Origin of the sequence: Micromonospora sp. WMMA1923 (genome assembly GCF_049179195.1) — a bacterium.
GTDB classification, from domain to species: Bacteria; Actinomycetota; Actinomycetes; order Mycobacteriales; family Micromonosporaceae; genus Micromonospora; species Micromonospora yangpuensis.
On sequence record NZ_JBMHLZ010000001.1, the window covers coordinates 2,219,609 to 2,240,454 of the forward strand.

Consider the following 20,846-nt stretch of genomic DNA (forward strand, 5'->3'; position numbering starts at 1 on the left):
GGCGACGGGAATTGTCGACGGGCTGGCCAGGAAAAATGCTGCCGGGTGTGGACGGTTGTGGACTTCGAGTGCGGCCGACAGGCGTGGTGGCCGCGAATGTCGCCGACGTGACCAATTAAGAAACTGGATCAAGGTCGACTCGATGGACGATTCCACCCACTTTTGTCCCAGCATGTGGAACGGGTCTTGCCAGATGTTGTTGCCTGAGCCAACGATCCCTGTCCATGCGGGTAGACGCTATTGCCCACCGATTAACTTGGGCATCGCGAAGGTGGGATGCGAATCGCTGAACGATCGTCGAAAGCCCTGGTGGTAGGGCTTGCTGACCGCGTCCGCCGGGCATCGGTGCCCGAGGTGGGCGCTGGCGGACCCGGCGCGGGGATCCGTCGCCCGGTGTCGTCCGGCACCGGGCCTCGCCATGGTGGACATCGATGGTGGCCAGGGGTCGCAGGTGGCGTGGCGCAGGTCACTTAACGAGCGTTTTATCTGGTCTGCCCCAATGGCGTATGCGGCGTTGTCGCCCGACATCGGGAAAACCGGTAACCGCCGGAGGTGACCGGTGCTCCCGCTGCCCGCTCAGACCCAGCGGTCGGTCGGTGGGTGCTACACCATCGACGGCCGTCCGCGCTCCGGCACTGCCCGACTCATTCTCTTTCGGATCGGCGGTAATTGTGCGTAAAATTCTTCTGCTCGCGCTGGTGGGCCTCGGCGCGCAACTGGTCGACGGCAGTCTCGGGATGGCGTACGGCGTGACGTCCACGACGTTGCTGCTGGCCCTGAACACCGGTGCCGCCAGCGCCTCGGCAACCGTCCACCTCGCCGAGATCGGCACCACCCTGGTCTCCGGCACCGCGCACTGGCGGTTCGGCAACGTCGACTGGCGGGTGGTCCGCCGGGTCGGCGTACCGGGTGCCGTCGGCGCCTTCGCCGGGGCGACCTTCCTCTCCGGACTCTCCACCGAGACCGCGGCACCGGTCATGTCGCTGATCCTGCTCGCCCTCGGCCTCTACGTGCTCGTCCGGTTCACCGTCGCCGGCCTGCCCCGCGACCGCGTCGGGCTGCCGCTGCGCAAGCGCTTCCTCGGCCCGCTGGGGCTGGTGGCCGGCTTCGTCGACGCCACCGGTGGCGGCGGATGGGGGCCGATCGGCACCCCCGCGATCCTGGCCAGCGGTCGGCTGGAGCCCCGCCGGGTGATCGGCTCGATCGACACCAGCGAGTTCCTGGTGGCGATCGCGGCCAGCCTGGGGTTCCTGGTCGGCATCGGCGCGGCGAACATCAACTTCACCTGGGTGGCCGCGCTGCTGCTCGGTGGCATGATCGCCGCGCCGGTCGCCGCCTGGCTGGTGCGGATGGTGCCGCCGCGGGTCCTCGGCTCCGCCGTCGGCGGCGTCATCATCCTCACCAACAGCCGGACCCTGCTGCGCAGCGAGTGGATCGACGCCCCGACACCGCTGCGGTACGCCTGCTACCTGGTCGTCGCCCTGGTCTGGGCGGCGGCGGTGTCCTGGTCGCTGCGGCGGCACCTGGCCGAGCGCAGCGTCCCCACGGCTGTGGCCGACCCCGACGGCGGTGAGCACGTGGGCACGGCGCGGTGACCGGCGGCCGGCCGGGTCACCGCCGTCGGTGACCCGGCCACCGGCGGGCTCACTCGGCGCCCCGGAAGTGGCCGGTGAGGCGGCCCAGCTTCATGGCCAGGTGCAGGCAGAGCCGCTCGTTGCCGTCCTTCAGGTCGGTCTGGGCCAACTGCTCGACCCGTTGCAGCCGGTAGTAGAGGGTGGTCCGGTGCAGTCGGAGCCGCTCGGCGGTGGCGTGCGCGTTGCCGGCCAGGTCGAGGTAGGCCTCCAGGGTCTCCAGCAGCACCTGGTACGAGTCGTCGCGCAGCAGCCGCTCCAGCCCCGGGTGCACCCCGGCGATGTCCAGCTGCGGGCCGTCCAACCGGGACAGCACCCGGTAGATGCCCAGGTTGGACCAGGCGACCACCCGGCCAAGCGCGGGCAGCTGCACCGCGACCCGGGCGGCCTGGGCGGCCTCCTGGTACGACTGCACCGCGTCGAGCAGCCGGGGCCGGTGTTCCCCGATCCCGGTGACCGTCCGGTCGATGGTGGCCAGCCCCCGGGTGGCGTGCCGTAGGGCCTCGTCCAGGTGGCCGGCGGCGGCCTCGGGTCCGGGCCGACCGGCGACCCGGCCGCCGAGGGTCAGCAGCACCCCGTGGTCGTGCCAGACCAGGTGCAGGGACTCCCGTACGCCCAGCCACCGGCGGGTGGTCACCAACGCCTGCTCCAGGGCGATCCGGGCGACCTCGTCGGGCTGCGCTCCGTCCCGCGCCACCAGCTGCGCGACCAGCGCGGTGGTGGGCCCGTCGCCGGCCACCCGACCCTCCTCCAGCAGGGCCCGGGCCGCGTGCTCGCGCGCCTGGCGGCTCTCCACCAGCAACGTCCGGGTGGCCTCGGTCTCCCGCTGCGAGGCCAGCTCACCCAGCAGGTTCTCCCGGTACAGGGCGAGCGACAGGTCGGCGAAGGCACTGGTAGCGGTGGCGATGTCGGCGTCGGTCATCGTCTCGTCGACGTCGATGAACCAGACGAAGCCGAGCAGCAGCTCGTCGTGCCAGATCGGCACACAGACCCGGGGCAGCAGGTCGAGGTCGCCGTAGGCCGGGGTACGGACCGGTTCCCGGGCGGTGAGCACCCCCATGTCCCGGAACCAGGCGATCACCTCCGGGGTGGTCTGCCGGCGCAGGATCGACATCCGACGTACCTCGTCCATCGGCCCGTCGTGCTCGCTGTAGACGACCACCCGCTGCCGCCGGTCCTCGATCAGGGCCGGTCGGCCGACCCGGGCGGCGACGGCGTCGACGATGCGTTGCAGCTCACCTTGCATGAACGTGGGTTCTCCCTGGTTGAGCTGCTCGAAGGGGGCGGCAGCCAGCCACTGCCCACCCTCCGGTGCCGGTGGGTCCGGGCGCAAGGTCCACTGCGCAACTACCGACAGAAGAACGCCGCGGTGGGGCCAGAACAAGTGCGTACGAACAGTCCGCGTGCTGCGGGCGGTACGGCGGGCCCCGATTACACGTCTTCGGCCGGTCGCGCCCACTCGATCGAGACGCGCGATTCGGCCGACCCTCGGCCGCCGCGTGTCGCCGACTTCCGCACGGTGATTGAGCCGACGAACGTCGCGACCAGGGTTCGCCGCTCGGCCAGCGACGCGCCGGCCCACCACGACCCCGGCCCGAGCGGGTCCGACCCAGGCTCGCCGAGCCACTCGCCGATAGGGAGAGTGGGCGACGCGGCGTTGTCGATCTCGGCGAGCTGGGCGGTCAGTAGATCGATCCGGCCGGACAGCGACCGTTCGGAGTCCAGGAAACGGCGCTTCCCGATCGTGCCGGAGTATCCGCCCGCCGCCCGGTCGTCATACAGCTCGGTGAGGGTGCGCTCGGCGTCGTCCAGCTCGCCCGCGATGGCCCCGCGCTGGGCGGCTACAGCCGGGTCCGCCGAGGCGACCCCGAACCGGCGCGTTGCCTCGGCGATCGTGTCGAGGGTGTCCGGGGCGTATTCGGCGGTGGCGATCAGGGCGAAGATTCGGCGGGCAATGTAGTCGTCGAGCGCGAGCATGGCGATGGCGCAGCCGCCACTGTGTGTGCCGGGGAGCCGACGGCCGGGGGCGCGGTTGCACAAGTACGTCGACTTGTACTCGACATCATTGATTCGGTGCGACTTCATGAGCGATCCGCACTCGCAGCGCAGCACCCCGAGGGAGCCGAGCAGAGAGGCCACGTCGCGCCGCAACGGGACGACGGGGGACGGCTTGCCGTCGAGTATGGCTTGCACCGTGTACCACTCGTGTGGGTCGACAAGCGCCGGGTGAGTGCGGACTGGCTCGCCGCTCTCGTCGCGTACGAGGCGGTATCCGATCACGTTGGCCCCTTGCCGGCCGTCCTTGCGGGTGGAATAGACCACCTCGGCGGCGTAGCCGGCGATCCGGGGGTCACGCAGGATGCGGTTCACCGTGCGGGGACGCCACGCGCTGTTGGCGGCGAGTTTGCCGGTGGTCTGCCCCCGAGTGGGGACGTTGGCCGCGTTCAGGGCGGCGGCGAGTCCGCCGACGGTCGCGGGCGAGGTCGGAGACAGCATCCAATCGAACATACGGCGGATGATCGCGACCTCGAAGTCATTGCGGATGAGTAGTTGAATCGTGATCGGTCGCCCGTCGGGGCTGCGTCGAACCTCGGGGGTTAGTGCGAAGCCGTACGGGGCCTTGCCGGAGACGTAGCCGCCTAGGTCGCGGGCAAGGGCCTTCGCGGCCTTTACGTTGATACTCTTCGTCTTCGACTCTCCGTGCGCCTGATCGAGCCTCATGATCAGGTGGATTAGATCCACTAGGTTGCCCCGGCGGAACTCGCCTTCGGCCACGCTGACGATGGTCACGCCCCGGTTGAGCAGGTCGGTAACGACGGGGATGGCGTCGAGGGGGTCAAGGCGAGACAGCCGGGAAATGTAATAGACGATGATCATATTGATGCGGCCGGAGTGGCAATCGGCTACCAGCCGATCGAAGCCGGGGCGCTCGGTCCCGCTGAACGCACTGATGCCGAGGTCTTCGTACCAATCGACCCAGGTCGCGCCCATCTGGTCGGATCGGCCCCGCGCGGCGGTCTTCTGGATGACCGTAGACACCTCACCGCCACCCTCGCGCTTCACCGACTGACGGCCGTATCCACCGACCCGATGCTTGAAAGGGGCATTGATCTACTATACCCCTGTTACTAATTACTGACGGCAAGTACGGCGTCGACCTTGCCGAGTTCGGCCGAGCGCTGGTCCGGCGCTGGTGGCGGCGCCCTGCTGCGTGGCTGGCCGGGCGGGATCGACGCGGCCACCCTCGACCGGCACCTGCGGGAGCTGGTGCTGGCCGACACCCCGTGACCGACAGGCGTCGGACCGGGTTGACCGAGGGTGAACTTCTCGTGTCGCAGGGTGGTCGGTGGTTGGCTCCCGGCCGGTTCCGCCTGCTCTTTCGGTGCCCGGCTGCCCGGACGTGCCGGGACGGTTACCTGTCCGGGCCTGGTCAGGGGCGGTGTCGATGATCTAGCGTCCCGTGCGCGGGAGTGTCTGATCAACGACAATCGGCCGACCCGATCCGAGGGAGAACTGTGCGATCTTCTGACCGAGCCGCCACACCGGCCGGCCAACTCGGCCCGGACCCGTCGGAACCGACCGGCCCGGTCGGCCCGGCCCGGCCCAGCGCGGCCGGTCAGGTCGGCCCGGACCCGGTGGGACCGGGTGCGACCGGGGCGCCGGGGCGTCCGCTGCGGGTGGCGATGATCGGCCAGAAGGGGCTGCCGGCCACCTACGGCGGCATCGAGCGGCACGTGGAGGAGATGGCGAGTCGACTGGCCGACTTCGGCCACCAGGTCACGGTCTACTGCCGGGACAGCTACGGCGAGGTCCCCGACCAGCGGTACCGGGGCATCCGACTGCGCCGGGCCGGCACCGTGGCCAGCAAACACCTCGACGCGATCGTGCACTCGGCCACCTCCACCGTGGCGGCCCTGCGGGAACGCCCCGACATCGTGCACTACCACGGGCTCGGCCCGGTGCTGGTGGCGCCGCTGGCCCGGTACGCCTCCCGGTCGAAGGTGGTGCTGACCGTGCACGGCCTGGACAACCAGCGGGGCAAGTGGGGGCGGCTGGCCCGCGCCGTGCTCGGCACCGCGTACCGGCTCAGCGGGTACGTCCCGGACGCCCGGGTGACCGTGTCGCGCGGGCTGGCCGCGCACTACGCGTCCCGGTTCGGCCGGCCCGCCCGCTACATCCCCAACGGGGTCGCCAGCCCCCGGCACCTGCCGCCCCGGGAACTGGACCGGCACGGCCTGCCCCCCGGCGGCTACCTGCTGCTGGTCGGTCGGCTGGTCCCGGAGAAGGCCGCCGACCTGCTGATCCGGACGTTCCGGCGGCTGCCGACCGAGCTGCGGCTCGCCGTGGTCGGCGGGTCGGCCTTCACCGACGAGTACGTCACCCGGCTGCGGCAGGCCGCCGGCGACGACCCCCGCATCGTGTTCACCGGTTTCGCCTACGGCGACGAACTGGCCGAGCTGTACTCGCACGCGGCGGCCTTCGTCCAGCCGTCCCGGTTGGAGGGGCTGCCGCTGACCCTGCTGGAGGCGGCCTCCTACGGGCTGCCCGTGGTGGCCAGTGACATCGAGCCGCACGTGGAGGTGCTGGGCGCCGACGCGCCCGGCCGGCGGCTGTTCCGCGACGGTGACGGCGACGACCTGCTGCGGGCGCTGGAGACGGTCACCGCCGACCTGGCCGCGGAGCGCACCGGCGCCAAGGCGCTGCGTGACCGGGTGCTCGCCGAGTACAGCTGGGACAGCGCCGCCCGCGACCTGGAACGCCTCTACCTCGACCTCGCCGCACGACGGCCGGCCGGCACGGGCCCGCGCACGGGTCCGGTCGACGGTACGGACCCGCGCACGGGTACGGTCGCGGCCGGGACCTCCGTCGTCGACCGCACACCGGTCGACGGGGAGAGCGCCGGTGACGGGCCGGCCGTTACGCCGTCCACGCCCGGCGCAACGGCCCATGTCCCCGCCCGGCGGCAGCCGATAGATTAGGCCGTTCTTCCGGTCCCGCGCCGCGAGCCGCACCTGTGGGTCGGCGGGTGACCGGCCCCGAGGCACCCCTACGAGCGAGTGGTCGGCGATCAGTGGACGGACGGCACGACGGCACGGCGGTGGCTTCCGGCCGGCCGGACGCGGCGGTGGGCTCTGGCCGGCCGGACGCGGCGGTGGGCTCTGGCCGGCCCGGCCGGGCGGTGGGCCGGGATCCGGTGGGGTGGCTGCTGACCGGTGGCGCGGCCGTGCTCTGCGCCGCGGTGGCGGTGCTGGCCGGGCTGGCGACCGGGCAGGGCAACCCGATAGGTGTGCTGCTGCCCCTGGTGGTCGCCACCGGGTTGATCGTCGCGGTGCTCGCGCTTACCCGCTTCGCGGCGTACGTGCTGCTGATGCTCGCGGTGCGCTCCTGCGTCGACCTGTTCAAGGTCAGCGGCCCGACCGCCGGCCGGGCCGACCTGGGCCCGTCGGCCCGCGCATTGGACCTGTCGACCATCCTCGCCGTGCTGTTCCTGCTGGCCGCCGGGCTCTGGCTGGCCGCCCAACTGCGCCAGCGGGGCCGGTTGCGCGGCTCCCCACTCGGCGTGGCCCTGCTCCTGGTCGGGGCGACGTCACTGGTGAGCGCGGTCGGCGCGGCACAGCCGGTGCCCAGCGGCCTGGAGGCGCTGCGGATCGGCACCGTGGTGGTGATGTTCGTCGTGCTGGAGCAGCTGATGCCGGACCTGCCGGCGGTGCGCCGGGTGCTGCTCGCCGCGTACGCCTCGCTGGCGCTGGCGCTGGGCTACACCGTGCTGATGTCGCTGCTGGGCAGCCCGCCGGCCGAGGTCAAGGGCGACTTCACCCGGATCAGCGGCCCGTTCAGCCAGTCCACCACCTTCGGCCGGTACCTGATGTTCATGGTGATCTTCGGGTTCGGGATCCACCGCTACCTGAGCCGCCGGCTGCGGCTCGGCCTCGGCGTGCTGCTCGCCCTGTCGCTGGTGTTCCTGCTGCTGACCAACACCCGCAGCGCCATCCTCGGCGCGGCGCTGGGCCTGCTCGTGGTGGCGGTGTTGCACCGCAGCCGGGCCCTGCTGCTGGCGCTCTGCGTGGTCGCGGTGACCGCCACCGCCCTGCTGCCGACGGTGACGCAGCGGTTCGGGCAGCTCGCCGACAGCACCGCCGTCGGTGGCGGACCCACCGGCAACACCCTGGCCTGGCGGGTCGGCTACTGGTCGGAGATCGTCTCGTTGGCCAACCGCAACCCGGTCACCGGGATCGGGCCCAACATGACCAAGTTCGAGGCCGACGAGGCGAAGAAGCCGCACAACGACTTCCTGCGCGCGTACGTGGAGACCGGGCTGGCCGGTCTGCTGGCCTACCTGGCGATGATGGCGCTCTGCGTACACACCGGGCTGACCGCGCTGCGGCGGGCCCCACCGGGCACCCTCGGCCGGGGCATCGCGGTCGGCTTCGTCGGCTGCGCGGTCGCCTTCGTCGCGGTCAGCGCGGCCTCCAACGTCATCTCGAACGTGGTCACGCTCTGGTACTACGTCGCCTTCGCGGCGGCGGCCAGCGCGATCGCCCGAGGGGTGCACCTGGGCCCGACACCGGCCCCGCCGGTACCGGCCGGACGGATTATCGGATGATCTACCAGACAGTGGGGAGCGCAAGGGTGGAGATCGTCGACTATCTGCGGGTCGCGCGGCGTCGACTCTGGATACTGCTGGGACTGCCGCTGGTCGCCGCGGCGGTGGCGGCGTCGGTCGTGCTGCTCGGCCCCGACCGGTACGCGGGTACCTCCTACGTGGCGGCCCCGGCGCTGGTCGGCGGCAACGCGGCCCAGCAGTACACCGGCACCCAGGCGGCCAACCAGTTCGCGGCGGCCTTCGCCGCGGCCGTGACCTCCCCGCAGGTCCTCGACCAGGTGTCCACCGACACCGGGGTCGACGCGGGGATCCTGCGTGCCGGGCTGAAGGTCGAACAGGTGGGCGCGAGCAGCCAGCTCACCCTCACCTACACCGCCACCGCCCGGGACTCGGTCGCCCCGGTGCTGGCCGCGACCGGCCAGCGGGCGCTGGCGTTCCTCTTCACCAGCCAGGTCGCCATCGCCACCGACGAGGTGAAGGCGGCCACCGACGAGCTGACCACCGCCACCAAGGCGATCAACGAGTGGGAGAAGACCAACAAGGTAAGCCAGCCGGACAAGCTCTACCAGGCGACCCTGCAGGAGATCGCCAGCCTGCGGCAGCAACGGTTGCAGATGGAGGCCGTCGGCAACGGCCGGGGTGCCGCCGCCGCCAGCGAGGCGATCACCGCCGGGCAGAAGCGGCTGGACGGGCTCGGCCCGAAGCTGCCCGACTACCAGGCGCTGCTGGCCCAGCGGGACACCGCCAGCGGTGCGCTGGCCAACGCCCGGCAGGGTCTGCAGCAGGCCCGGGCCCAGTCCCAGGCCGCCGATCCGGCCCAGGTGGTCAGCGCCGGCCAGGTGCAACCGGTCTCCCGGACCCGTGCGGTGACCGGGCTGGTGCTGCCGGTCTCGGGTGCCGGCCTGCTGCTGGCCGTCCTGCTGGTGGCGATGTTGGAGCAGTTGTCCCGCAACCGGTCGACGGCCGCTCGGGCCGCGGTCGCCGACGGCCCCGCGGCTGGCACTCCGGCGGCGATCGGCCCGGCCCCGGCGACCGGACGGGCGGTGCCGTACCCGCGCGGCACCGTGACCGGCCCGGCGGCGGACAACCGCGGCACCGTGACCGGGCCGGCAGCGGATACCCGCGGCACCGTGACCGGGCCGGCAGGGGGCGCCCGGGGTGCCGCGAGTGGGCCGGTGGACGAGGACACCGTCGTGTCGCCGGTGGTGTCGACCCGGCGGGCCGACGACGACACCGTCATCGTGCCGGCGGTCCCGGCCCGACGCTCCGACCAGCAGCGGCGCCGGTAGGTAGCTGGCGTGTCCGACCATTCCGGCTCCGCCGGTGACCAGCACGTCCGGTCGATGGCCCGCGGCGGCGGCCTGAACCTGGTCGGTGCCCTGCTCAGCCAGGTGGCGGTCTTCGTCATCATGCTGTTGCTGGCCCGGGTGCTGGGCATCCGCGAGGTGGGCCGGTACGCCCAGTGCTACGCCGTGCTCTCCCTGGCCGGGCTGCTGTCGCTCTCCGGGTTCCGGGCCGGACTCACCCGGTTCGTGGCGGTGCACCTGGCCGACGCCGATTCGGCGGCGCTGCGCGGCACCATCCGGTTGGGGCTGGCCGTCTCGGTCACCTCCTCGGTGGCGCTGGCGGGCGCGCTGGCCGCCGGCGCGCCCTGGCTGGCCGGCGCGCTCAACGACCCCGAGCTGGTCACCGGGTTACGGCTGGTGGCGTTGACGCTGCCCGCCACCACGATCTGCGAGGCGGCGCTGGCGGCCACCCGGGGGTGGCGGACCCAGCGCCCGTTCACCTTCATCGGGCAGCTCTACGAGCCGGGTACCCGGCTGCTGTTGACCGCCCTGGCCCTGGTCGCCGGCGTGGGCCTGACCGGCGCGTTCTGGGCGCTGGTGGTGGCCGGCTGGTCCGCGGCGGTGCTCGCGCTGCTCGCCCTGGCCCGGCTGGTCCGGCGGGTGCCGGCGGCCCGCCCGGTCTACCGCCCCCGGCAGCTGTTCGGCTTCTCCACCGTCAGCTGGGCCTCCTCACTGTCCTCGACCGGGCTGATCTGGGCCGACACCCTGCTGCTGGGGTTCTTCGCCAACCCCGAGATCGGCGTCTACAACGTGGCGACCCGGCTGGTCACCGTGGCGATCTTCGTGCTCGCGCCGATCAACGCCGCGTTCGGCCCGTACATCGCCTACCTGTACCACCAGGAGCAGCTCACCGAGGTCCGGCGGGTGTACGCGGTGGCCACCGGCTGGGTGGTCCGGCTGTCGTTGCCGGCCTTCGTCGCGCTGCTGGTCCTCCCCGGCGATCTGCTGCGGGTCTTCGGTGGTGAGGTCGCCACCGGTGCGGCGGTGACCGTGATCCTGGCCCTCGGGCACCTGGTCAACGCGGCCACCGGCCCGTGCGGCACGGTGCTGAACATGTCCGGTCGGGTGGCGCTCAACATGGCCGACAACGTGGCCGCGCTGGTGCTCAACATGCTGCTCAACGTCCTGTTCATTCCCGCGTACGGCATCGTCGGCGCGGCCACGGCCTGGAGCGTCTCGCTGATCGTGGTCAACGTCGCCCGGGTGTTCCAGGTGCGCCGGCTGATCGGCGCGCTGCCGTTCACCGTGGGCATGGCCAAGGGGCTGGCCGCCGCCGGCGTGGCGCTGCTGGCCGGGCTGCTGGTGAGCTGGCTGGTGCCGGGCTGGCAGTGGCGGCTCGGCGTCGGGCTGACCACCATCGTCGGGGTCTACCTGGCGGTCGTGGTCGCCCTCGGGCTCAGTCAGGAGGACACCATGGTGCTGCGTACCCTGCTCAGGCGTCGGCGCGGCGGCGGCCCCCGGCCCCCGGCGGCCGGCACCCCGGTGTCGGCGGGGGCCCGGTGAGCGCCGCGCCCCGCCGGGGCGGCGTGGACCGGCTGCGTCGGGCGGTGCGCGGCACCCGCGCCTTCGCCCGTGCCGCCTGGCCCGGCCCGACCGGCGCGCTGCCCGACTTCCTGATCATCGGCGGGCAGCGCTGCGGCACCACCTCGCTGCACCACTACCTGGCCGCCCACCCGGACGTGCGGGCCGCCACCGGCAAGGAACTGCAGTACTTCAGCGTCCACCACGGTCGGGGCGAGCGGTGGTACCGGGCGCACTTCCCGCCACCGGCCGCCGGCCGGCAGACCTTCGAGGCCAGCCCGTACTACCTCTTCCACCCACGGGTACCGGCCCGGGTGGCCGCGTTGCTGCCCCGGGCGCGCTTCGTCGCGCTGCTGCGCGACCCCGTGGAGCGCGCCTACTCGCACTACCTGCACACCCGCTCGTACGGGCTGGAGCCGTTGAGCTTCGCCGACGCCCTCGCCGCCGAGGACGAACGGCTGGCCGGGGCGCTGCGCGACGGCCCGGACACCCCGGCCGCCCACCACGCGCTGCGCAACTTCTCGTACGCCGCCCGGGGCCGCTACGCCGAGCAGCTGGAACGCTGGTACGCCCAGCTGCCCCGGCAGCGGCTGCACGTGATCCGCAGCGAGGACCTGTACGCCGACCCGGCCGCCGCGTACGCCGACGTGCTGCGGTTCCTGGAGCTGTCGCCGTTCACCCCGGACACCTTCGCCCGGCACACCCGCCGCGCCGACGACGGCACCTCCCAGCTCACCCCGCAGCTACGGGCCGACCTGGCGGCCCACTTCGCCCCCCACAACACCCGCCTGGCCACCCTGCTGAACTGGCCGTCGACCTGGTGACCCACCCCCCACCGCGCCGCCCCGGTGGGGCTCGCCGGATCGTGGATCAGGTGGCCTTGCTGGCCTGTCCAGGCCACCACATCCGGGAAGCTGCCGGCCCGGCGGGCGGCGGGTCGGGGGTCAGGGGACTCAGCGGACGCCGGAGAGGATGGTGGCCGGGTCGCCGGTGCCGGCCAGCAGCACCGGGGAGGTGCCGATGCTTACCGCGCCGGAGCGGGCGGAAGCCGCCTCGGTGCCGAGCTTTCCGCTGGTCAGGCCGGGCGCCGCGGGCACCGACACGGCGTCGGCCGAGGCCGACCAGAGCACCAGGGTGCTCTGCTCACCGCGCCGGAAGGCCACCCCGGTCAGGCCCTTGGTGGCGACCGGCTCGACGGTGGCGTCCTTGGCCGCGCCGGCCAACTCGGCCATCATCGTGCCGGCCAGCCGTTCGGTGCCGTCGGGGTCCAGCAGTCCGTAGCGGACCTCGGCGCCGGCCCGGTTGTTCGGGTGGTACGCCAGCGGTAGCCAGAGCACCTGGTTGATGCCGCCGGCGACCAGTTGGCTCACCGTCTTGACCATCTCGTCGCTGCGCGAGGCGGCGTCGCCGTCACCGTCGCGCCAGAACTGGCCGACCTCCCAGGCCTGCGTGGGCACCCCGGCGGGGGTCTCGGCGCGCAGGTACTCCAGCAGGGCCGGCACCGCCGCGAAGTGCTCGTAGTAGTGCAGCTGCCGGATCTGCACCACACCCTCGTCGAGGAGTTCCTCGGTGGCGCTCAGGTAGGCGATGTTGCGCGAGTTCTGGTCGTTGGCCAGGGCCGCGCGCAGCGCCGCCGGGTCGTTGACCTCCGGGATCTTCTGCCCCCGGGTGCCGATCCGGCGCTGGAAGTACGTCCGGTACGCGGTCACCGCCGCGTCGTCCTGCCCGGCCTTGAGCAGCCGGTCGGCGACGCCCATGCCGTAGCCCACCGAGCTGATGCCGGAGTCGACCACCTTGGCCTGCGGGTCGGCGGCGTGGATCGCCTCGGCGGCCGAGGCGACCAGCCGCTTGTAGTCGGCCGGGCTGCCGGCCCAGTACTGCGGTGCGTTCACCTCGTTCTCGATGGCGTACTCGCGGACCCCGTACGGGGCGTACCGCTTCACCACGTCGGTGACGAAACCCTGGTAGGCCGCCATGTCCTGGGGCATCGCCGACTCGGTCTTGTTGGCCTGTCCGCGCAGGAACTGCGGGCTGCCACCGGTGGCCCAGCACATCCCGGTACGGATCTTGATGTGCAGCATGATGCCCAGGTCCCGGCTGCGTTCGGCGATCCGGTCCAGCGCGGTGAAGTTCCGGTTGCCCTCGGTCTTCTCGATCGCGCACCAGCTGATCTCGTGGTACGTCGCCGAGCCGGCCAGCTTCTTCAGGTACGGGGTGAACTGCTCGTAGCGGGCCCAGTCCCAGCGGGCGCCGAACGGGTTGCCCACCACCGGCGCCCCCGACGGGGCCGGGCCGGGGCTGGCCGTCGGCGGCGCGTCCGTCGCGGGTGACGGCGACGGCGCGGGCTCCGGCGCGGGGTCGGCCGAGCAGGCCGTCGCGGTCAGCGCCAGGGCCAGCACCCCGCCGAGCAGCAGGGACCGCGCCCGGCCCGGCCGCCTCACCGGTACCCCAGCTCACGCAGGGTCGAGCCGGAGAAGATTCGGACCAGCACCCGCAGGAACGGGTCCAGCTCCCGCCGGTACGTGCCGACCCGGGACCCGTAGATCGCGGCGTCGGTACGGGCCGCGGCCCGGCGACGGTCGGCCTCCACTGTGTACTTGCCGGCCACGTCGTGCGGCTTGCCCTGGTAGTCCAGCACCCCGGCCTCCCAGGGCTCGCCGAGGAACTCGAACAGCACTCGCATGGCCTTCTCCGGATCGGTGACGGTGTCCTCGTAGCGCAGCTCCAGGTAGCGCTCGGCGGGCAGCCGGGCCCCGGCGGCGCGGGCGGTGTGGATGTAGCGGGGCCACTTGACCACGCACTTCACCGCCGACCAGTAGCCGAACCGCTTGCGGTGCGACACCACCACGTCCCGGCCGTCCCGGATGACGTGCACGAACTGCGCGTCCGGGAAGACCTCGGCCAGGAAGTCGATGGAGAGCGCGTACAGCGGGGTCTTGTCCGCCCAGCGGGTCTTGCCCCGGCTGTGGGCGTAGTCGGCGTGGATGCCGCCGAAGAAGTCGGCGATCCGGCGCAGCCAGTCCTCGCGGGTGAAGCCGAAGCGGGCCAGCCGCTCCCAGTCGGAGCCGACGATGCGTCGCATGTCGGTCAGGAAGCGGGTCTCCGGGCCGCAGCTGACCCGGGAGTGTGAGTCGAGCACCAGGCGCAGCATCGTGGTGCCGGAGCGCTGGCAGCCGACCAGGAAGATCGGCCCGTTCCGGGTCGGCGTCCCCGGCCCGCCACCGGCCCCGCTGCCGGCTCCGGGCTCGGTTCCGCCGCCGAGCTCGGTCCCGCTGTCGGCTCCGGTCCCGCCGGGCTCGGCGTCGGGTCGCCGTTCGAGGTCAGCCATGGTCCACCCCCGCCGCCGGTGCGGTCGTCGCGTCGGATCCCGCCGCCGCGTCCAGGCGGGTGGTCAGGTCGGCACAGAGGACCCGCACGCGCGCGTCGATCGGCAGCGGCGAGCGGCGCGGCGGGCGCGGGGTGACGTGCGCGTGCAGCGCCGGGTCGTACGGCAGGTCGAGGAAGGCACAGAGCCGGCGCAGCTGCCCGGTCGGGTCGGCCAGCAGTGCGTCGTACGAGCAGAGCAGCACGTCGGCCCGGTCGACCAGACCGAGGCGGAAGTAGAGCGAGTTGCGCACGTACCAGAACAGGGCGGCGGCGGTGTGCGGGGTCATCCGGTCGTAGTCGAAGTTGGCGACCAGCTCCCGGGTCGCGTGGTCCAGCCGCTGGCCCTGCCACCGCTGGCCGATGGTGCCGTCGGCGACGGCCCGCAACGCCCGCAGGTTGGCGTCGCCGAACTTGGCCACCTCGGAACGGGCCCGGTCGTCGACGTCCCGGTACGCCCACAGTGCCCGGCCGGCGCGCGGACCCGGAAGGTCCAGCAGCCGGTCCACCCGGTGCGTCTCGCAGAGCGGCTTGACCAGGACGTACCGGTGCCGGCTGCGCCGCAGCACATCGACGAGCACGGCGTCGGAGCGCAACTGGAACCGGTGGAACAGTTGGCGGTCGTTCTCGTTGCGCACCTCGACCGAGGGCGCGGCGTCCAGCCCCCGGGCGAGCATGTTGGTGCCGGAGCGTTGCAGGCCGACCAGGTACACCGGGATCGCCTGGCCGGGCGGCACCGGGTTGGCGCGTCGCCAGCGGCGCTTGGCCCACGCCGTGCGGGCCCGCTCGACCGGGTCGAGCCGGTCCTCGGCCACCAGCCGGCGCACCCCCTCGGTACGGGCCCAGCGCAGGTGCCGCGCGACCCGCCGGGCGGTGTACGCGAGCGCCGAGGGCTCGTCCTGGTGGGGCACCGGGTCCTCCTCGGGCGCGACGGTCGGGCGGAGCACACGCTACCGGCAGACCGTCGTGCCTGGCCACGGGGCCGTGCGGGCAGCCCGAGGTCAGCCGTGTGGCCACTTGGAGATCATGATCTGGACTCATCCGTCCGGTTTGCATACGGTGGGGCACCTGGTCAGCCCCGCTTGCCAGTGCACCCCTCGCCCACCCCCAAGCGGGCCCCAGGCCACCCCCGGAGCAGCTGTCATGCGTGTCCTGCACGTCAACAAGTTCCTGTACCGCCGTGGCGGTGCCGAGGGCTACCTGCTCGACGTCGCCGAGTTGCAGCGGGCCGCCGGCGACGAGGTGGCGTACTTCGGCATGACCCACCCGGAGAACGACGCGCCCACGCCGTACGCGCGGCACTTCCCGCCCCTGGTGGAGTTGGAGCCGGCACCGCGCGGGCTGCGGCCGCGCACGGCGGCGGCGGCGCGGATGATCTGGTCCGGGGCGAGCCGGCGGGGCCTGGCCCGGGTGCTCGACGAGTTCCGGCCCGACGTGGTGCACCTGCACAACATCTACCACCAGCTCTCACCGTCGGTGCTGGCCGCGGCCCGGGTCGCCCGGGTGCCGTGCGTGATGACCCTGCACGACTACAAGCTGGCCTGCCCCAGCTACCAGATGCTCGACCGGGGCGCGGTCTGTGACGCCTGCGTCACCGGTGGCCCGCTGCGGGCGGCCCGGCGGCGCTGCAAGGACGGCTCGCTGGGGGCCAGCTCGCTGCTCGCGGTGGAGTCCTGGCTGCACCGGGCGACCCGGGCGTACGGGCCGGTGCAGGCCTTCGTCAGCCCCAGCCGGTTCCTGGCCGACGTGATGCGCCGCGCCGGGGTCTTCCCGGACCGGATGCACGTGGTACGGCACTTCGTCGACGTGGCGCAGACCGAGGTGAAGTCGACAGCGGGCGGGTCGGTGGTCTTCGCCGGTCGGCTCTCCGCCGAGAAGGGCGTCGACGTGCTGATCGACGCGCTGGCCCAGCTGCCGCCCGAGGTTCACCTGGACGTGGCCGGCGACGGCCCGGCCCGCGACGCGCTCACCGACCTGGCCGGGCGGCGGGCACCGGGCCGGGTACGTTTCCACGGCCGGCTCGACAAGGCCCGGCTGCACGAGCTGATCCGGTCGGCGGCGGTGGCGGCGGTGCCGTCGCGGTGGAACGAGAACCAGCCGATGGCGGTGCTGGAGGCGTTCGCCTGCGGGGTGCCGGTGGTCACCACCGACCTGGGTGGGTTGCCGGAGCTGGTCACCCCGGGCACCGACGGTGAGGTGGTGCCGGCCGACGACCCGGGCGCGCTGGCCGCCGCGCTGCACCGGACCCTGGCCGACCCGCACCGGGCGCACCGGCTCGGGTTGGCCGGCCGGGCCCGGGTGGAGCGGGAGTTCAGTCCGCGGGCGCACCTGGAGCGCCTGCGGGAGGTCTACGCCACCGCCACCCGGCGGGCCGGGGTACCCGCGTGACCAGCGGCGACCAGCACGCCGGCCGGCCCGCTTCTGAGCCCGACGGGCCGGTACGGGTGCTCTACCTGGCCGGCAGCGGACGCAGCGGCAGCACCCTGGTCACCAACGTCCTCGGCCAGTACGCCGGGGTGCTCGCCGCCGGTGAGCTGCGCTACCTGTGGCAACGCGGTGAACTGGACAACCGCCCCTGCGGGTGCGGCCGGCCGTTCCGGGACTGCCCGCTGTGGAGCCGGGTACGCCGCGACGTGCCGGTCGGGCGGGCCGCCGAGATCGCCGCCGGGCTGCGCGGCCGGCTGCGGATGCGGGGCGTGCCCGCGCTGCTGTGGCGGGCCCGCGCCGGTCGGCGGGCCGTCGCGGCGCACCCCGACGACGCGGTGCTGACCGGGCTGTACACCTGCCTGGCCCGGCACGCCGACGCCCGGATCGTGGTCGACTCCTCCAAGCTGCCCCCGTACGGCGCTCTGCTCGACGGGCTGCCCGGCCTGGACGTGCGGGTGCTGCACGTGGTCCGGGACCCGCGCGCCACCGCCTTCTCCTGGCGTCGTCGTCGGGGCCTGGACGGCGAGCGTGACCAGCGGCTGATGAGCCGTCCGCCGGTGTGGAAGGCCGCCCTGCTCTGGTCGGTCTGGAACGCGGTCACGGTCCGGCTCTTCGCCGCGGACCCCGAGCGTTACCTGCGGATCCGGTACGAGGACCTCACCGCCGATCCGGCCGCCGCGCTGGCCCGGATCACCGCCTTCGCCGGCCTCGGTGCGCAGCCCGGCCCGCTGGTCGCACCCGGGGCGGTCGGCGAACCGGCGGCGGTGCGGCTCGCCCCCACCCACTCGGTGGCGGGCAACCCGTCGCGCCACCGCACCGGGGCGGTGCCGATCCGCGCCGACGACCAGTGGCGCACCGACCTGTCCCGCTGGTCGTACGCGGTGGTGACCGCACTGACCTGGCCGGGGCTACGCCGCCTCGGCTACCCGCTGGGCCGTACCGGCCGGACCACGAGTACCGGCCGACGCGGCACACCGGTCGGCGTACCGACCGGCCGACAGGAGGGCTGAGAGAAGATGTTGTCGCTGGTGGTGGGGACCGGCCGGTGTGGTTCGACCCTGGTGCAGGAGCTGCTCTCCCGGCACCGGGAGGTCGGGTTCGTCTCCGGGGTGGACGACAAGCTGTCCCGGCTCAACCTCAAGGGACGGTTCAACGGCCCGCTCTACCGCCGCTCCGCACCCCGGCCGGCCGGGATGACCTCCCTGGCGCACGCCCGCCGGCTGCTGGAGGCCGGGCGGGTCCGGGTCGCCCCGTCGGAGGCGTACCAGCTGCTCGACCGGCACGTGGTGGCCGGCTTCTCCCGCCCCTGCCGGGACCTCACCGCCGAGGACCTGACCCCGTACGTGTCCCACCGGCTGCGCGAGTTCTTCGACACCCGGGCCCGGCGGCAGCGCTGCCGGACGATGGTGCACCACGTCACCGGCTGGCCGCGCACCGGCTTCCTGCGTGCGGCGTACCCGGATCTGCGGGTGGTCAACGTGGTCCGCGACGGCCGGGCGGTGACCAACTCGTGGCTGCAGATGGGCTGGTGGGACGGGTGGCAGGGGCCGGACAACTGGTTCCTCGGGCCGCTGCCCACCGACCTGCGCCAGGAGTGGGAGGAGTACGACCGGTCCTTCCCGGTGCTGGCCGCGCTCGGCTGGAAGCTGCTGATGGACCGGTTCGGGCAGGCCCGGGCGGAGCACCCCGAGCAGCAGTGGCTGGACGTGCGCTACGAGGACCTGGTGGCCGACCCGCGTGCCGAGGTGGCCCGGATGCTGGACTTCCTCGGGCTGGAGTGGGACGCCGCCTTCGAGCGCGGGTTCGGCCGGTACCGGTTCTCCGGTGGTCGGCGCGCGGCGTACCTCGACGAGTTGAGCGCCGGTCAGCTCGCCGACGTGGAGCGGGTGCTGGACAAGCCGCTGCGCGAGTGGGGTTACCGGGGCTGACCGCCCCGGGGCGGGTCGAAGCCGGTCGGGACGTTTTTCCTACACGTGCCGATGGCGGCGGCGGTGCGTGGGCTCGTAGCGTCACCAGCTCAGACCCCCACAAGGAGACAACTGCATGGCTGTGACAGGTAGGCCCTGGCGCGGCGGAATCGCCGTCCTCGCCGCGACGGCCCTCGCGGTCCTCGCCGCGTCGCCCCAGGCCGTGGCGGCCGACGAACCGCCCACGATCGTCGTCTCCGACGGCGTCACCCAACCGGTGTTCGGCTACTCCGACGCCATCCGGGAACGGCTCTTCATCGACTCGACCTTCGACAGCGACAACGACGGGCTGCGCGACATCATCGCGTTCGACGTGATGCGTCCGAAGGCCACCGCCGACGGGCTCAAGGTGCCGGTGGTGATGGACGCCAGCCCGTACTACACCACGCTCTGCCGGGGCAACGACTCCGAGTGCAAGGTGGACCTCGACGGTGACGGCCTGCTGGACAAGTGGCCGCTGTGGTACGACAACTACTTCGTGCCGCGCGGCTACGCGGTGATCCTGCTGGACATGGTGGGCACCGGCAACTCGACCGGCTGCCCGACCACCAACGCCAACCAGGACAACCTCAGCGCCAAGCAGGCGATCAACTGGCTCAACGGCCGGGCCACCGCCCGCAACGCCGCCGGTGAGGTCGTCAAGGCCGACTGGCACAACGGTAAGTCCGGCATGATCGGCAAGTCGTACGACGGCTCGCTGGCCATGGCCACCGCGGTGACCGGGGTGCAGGGCCTGACCACGATCGTGCCGATCGGCGGCCCGAGCGAGTACTACGACTACGTGCGCAGCAACGGCGTGGTGACCCGGGGCAACAGCTACGTGTCGTACCTGGCGAACGTGGTCACCAACCCGGAGCGCCGGGACTACTGCAAGCCGGTGCGCGACGCCCTCGGCGCGGCCGACGGCGACGAGCACGGTGACTACACCGCCTTCTGGAACGAGCGCAGCTACGTCAAGAAGGTGCCGAAGCAGAGCGCCAGCGTGCTGCTGTACCACGGCATCAACGACGACAACGTGCGCGCCGACCACATGAGCAAGTACTGGTACGCGCTGGCCGAGAACGACATCCCGCGCAAGCTGTGGATCTCCCAGGAGGGGCACGTCGACCCGTTCGACTCCCGCCGCGCGGTGTGGGTGGACACCCTGCACCGGTGGTTCGACTTCTGGCTGCAGGGCGTGGCCAACGGCATCATGGACGAGCCCCGGCTGGACATCGAGCGGGCCGCCGACGTGTGGGAGACCCACGCCGACTGGCCGATCCCCGGCAAGGTCGACACCGAGGTCTTCCTGCAGCCCGGCACGACCGGCGCGGGTGGACTCGGCCTGGTCCCGACGGCCAAGCCGGCGACCGGCCGGTTCCAGGACAGCCGCACCCAGAGCCAGAACACGATGATCAACAACCCGGAGGTGGTCCAGCCCCACCGGCTGGCCTTCCTGTCCGAGCCGCTCACCGCCCCACTGCACATCTCCGGTACGCCGACCATGCAGATCCGGGCCTCGGCCGACCAGACCGACACCAACTTCGGGGTCATCCTGGTCGACTACGGCACCGACGAGCGGGTCGCCCACCGGGCCTCCGGCGAGGGCATCATCACCCTGGACACGCAGGACTGCTGGGGGGAGAGCAGCGCCACCGACGACGCCTGCTACCGGCAGACCGTCAAGCGGGTCGCCACCGCCGACACCGAGCTGGTGACCAAGGGCATCATGGACGCCCAGAACCGCCAGTCGATCCGGGTCGCGGTGCCGCTGGTGCCGGGGAAGTCGTACAACTTCAGCTGGCCGCTGCTGCCCGAGGACTACGTCTTCAAGCCCGGTCACCGCATCGGCGTGATCGTGGTGGCCAGCTACCCGCAGTACTCCAGCCAGGCCGACACCACCGCGGCGAACATCGCGGTGAACCTGAAGAGCAGCAAGATCGTCCTGCCCGTGGTCGGTGGCACCGCCGCCGCCCACGCCGCCGGGCTGTAACAACCAGCGGGGGCG

At 72.8% G+C, this 20,846-nt stretch carries 16 protein-coding genes; 11 read left to right on the top strand and 5 right to left on the bottom strand.

Annotation, left to right across the window (positions count from 1 at the left end; all coding sequences use genetic code 11):
• The first annotated feature begins 671 nt into the window (after nt 1-671).
• Nucleotides 672-1,595, top strand: coding sequence for a sulfite exporter TauE/SafE family protein (locus ACN28G_RS10070; protein WP_421478962.1), 924 nt, complete (start codon nt 672-674; stop codon nt 1,593-1,595).
• Between the two features lie 49 nt (nt 1,596-1,644).
• Here the strand turns inward: ACN28G_RS10070 and ACN28G_RS10075 are convergent, their stop codons facing one another.
• Together ACN28G_RS10075 and ACN28G_RS10080 are read right to left on the bottom strand one after the other, a co-directional pair.
• Nucleotides 1,645-2,964: a PucR family transcriptional regulator gene (locus ACN28G_RS10075; protein WP_421478963.1), complete on the bottom strand. Its 1,320-nt coding sequence runs from the start codon at nt 2,962-2,964 to the stop codon at nt 1,645-1,647.
• Between the two features lie 98 nt (nt 2,965-3,062).
• Nucleotides 3,063-4,742 (bottom strand): recombinase family protein, encoded by a 1,680-nt coding sequence (locus ACN28G_RS10080; protein WP_268239696.1) that lies wholly within the window; start codon nt 4,740-4,742, stop codon nt 3,063-3,065.
• A gap of 48 nt (nt 4,743-4,790) precedes the next feature.
• Here ACN28G_RS10080 and ACN28G_RS10085 point away from each other — a divergent pair, with 48 nt between their 5' ends.
• From ACN28G_RS10085 to ACN28G_RS10110, 6 genes are all read left to right on the top strand, one after another.
• Nucleotides 4,791-4,919, top strand: coding sequence for a hypothetical protein (locus ACN28G_RS10085; protein ID WP_268239695.1), 129 nt, complete (start codon nt 4,791-4,793; stop codon nt 4,917-4,919).
• Between the two features lie 227 nt (nt 4,920-5,146).
• On the top strand, nt 5,147-6,610 hold the full coding sequence (locus tag ACN28G_RS10090) for a glycosyltransferase family 4 protein (RefSeq protein WP_091437761.1): 1,464 nt from the start codon (nt 5,147-5,149) through the stop codon (nt 6,608-6,610).
• A 92-nt stretch (nt 6,611-6,702) separates the two neighbouring features.
• Nucleotides 6,703-8,235 (top strand): O-antigen ligase family protein, encoded by a 1,533-nt coding sequence (locus ACN28G_RS10095; protein WP_091437764.1) that lies wholly within the window; start codon nt 6,703-6,705, stop codon nt 8,233-8,235.
• Complete coding sequence (locus ACN28G_RS10100; protein ID WP_091437766.1) at nt 8,232-9,524, top strand: hypothetical protein; 1,293 nt, start codon at nt 8,232-8,234, stop codon at nt 9,522-9,524. The genes ACN28G_RS10095 and ACN28G_RS10100 overlap by 4 nt, the downstream gene beginning before the upstream one ends.
• Before the next feature lie 9 nt (nt 9,525-9,533).
• Nucleotides 9,534-11,084: a flippase gene (locus tag ACN28G_RS10105; RefSeq protein WP_091437769.1), complete on the top strand. Its 1,551-nt coding sequence runs from the start codon at nt 9,534-9,536 to the stop codon at nt 11,082-11,084.
• Nucleotides 11,081-11,926 carry a sulfotransferase family protein gene (locus tag ACN28G_RS10110; protein ID WP_175440540.1) on the top strand — a complete coding sequence of 282 codons (846 nt, stop codon included), beginning with the start codon at nt 11,081-11,083 and terminating at the stop codon, nt 11,924-11,926. Before ACN28G_RS10105 ends, ACN28G_RS10110 begins: the two co-directional genes overlap by 4 nt.
• Before the next feature lie 129 nt (nt 11,927-12,055).
• Here the strand turns inward: ACN28G_RS10110 and ACN28G_RS10115 are convergent, their stop codons facing one another.
• The 3 genes from ACN28G_RS10115 to ACN28G_RS10125 are packed head-to-tail and all read right to left on the bottom strand — an operon-like array spanning nt 12,056 to nt 15,376.
• Nucleotides 12,056-13,543: a hypothetical protein gene (locus tag ACN28G_RS10115; protein ID WP_091437777.1), complete on the bottom strand. Its 1,488-nt coding sequence runs from the start codon at nt 13,541-13,543 to the stop codon at nt 12,056-12,058.
• Nucleotides 13,540-14,430 carry a sulfotransferase family protein gene (locus ACN28G_RS10120; RefSeq protein WP_091437781.1) on the bottom strand — a complete coding sequence of 297 codons (891 nt, stop codon included), beginning with the start codon at nt 14,428-14,430 and terminating at the stop codon, nt 13,540-13,542. The genes ACN28G_RS10115 and ACN28G_RS10120 overlap by 4 nt, the downstream gene beginning before the upstream one ends.
• On the bottom strand, nt 14,423-15,376 hold the full coding sequence (locus ACN28G_RS10125; RefSeq protein WP_175440541.1) for a hypothetical protein: 954 nt from the start codon (nt 15,374-15,376) through the stop codon (nt 14,423-14,425). The genes ACN28G_RS10120 and ACN28G_RS10125 overlap by 8 nt, the downstream gene beginning before the upstream one ends.
• Before the next feature lie 232 nt (nt 15,377-15,608).
• Between ACN28G_RS10125 and ACN28G_RS10130 the strand changes: the two genes are divergently transcribed.
• From ACN28G_RS10130 to ACN28G_RS10145, 4 genes are all read left to right on the top strand, one after another.
• On the top strand, nt 15,609-16,853 hold the full coding sequence (locus tag ACN28G_RS10130; protein ID WP_175440542.1) for a glycosyltransferase: 1,245 nt from the start codon (nt 15,609-15,611) through the stop codon (nt 16,851-16,853).
• Entirely contained in the window at nt 16,850-17,902 is a 1,053-nt protein-coding gene (locus ACN28G_RS10135; RefSeq protein ID WP_421478964.1) for a sulfotransferase family protein, read from the top strand. The genes ACN28G_RS10130 and ACN28G_RS10135 overlap by 4 nt, the downstream gene beginning before the upstream one ends.
• A gap of 6 nt (nt 17,903-17,908) precedes the next feature.
• Nucleotides 17,909-18,820 carry a sulfotransferase family protein gene (locus ACN28G_RS10140; protein WP_091437795.1) on the top strand — a complete coding sequence of 304 codons (912 nt, stop codon included), beginning with the start codon at nt 17,909-17,911 and terminating at the stop codon, nt 18,818-18,820.
• A gap of 115 nt (nt 18,821-18,935) precedes the next feature.
• Nucleotides 18,936-20,831 carry a CocE/NonD family hydrolase gene (locus tag ACN28G_RS10145; RefSeq protein WP_421478965.1) on the top strand — a complete coding sequence of 632 codons (1,896 nt, stop codon included), beginning with the start codon at nt 18,936-18,938 and terminating at the stop codon, nt 20,829-20,831.
• The last annotated feature ends 15 nt before the right edge of the window (nt 20,832-20,846 follow it).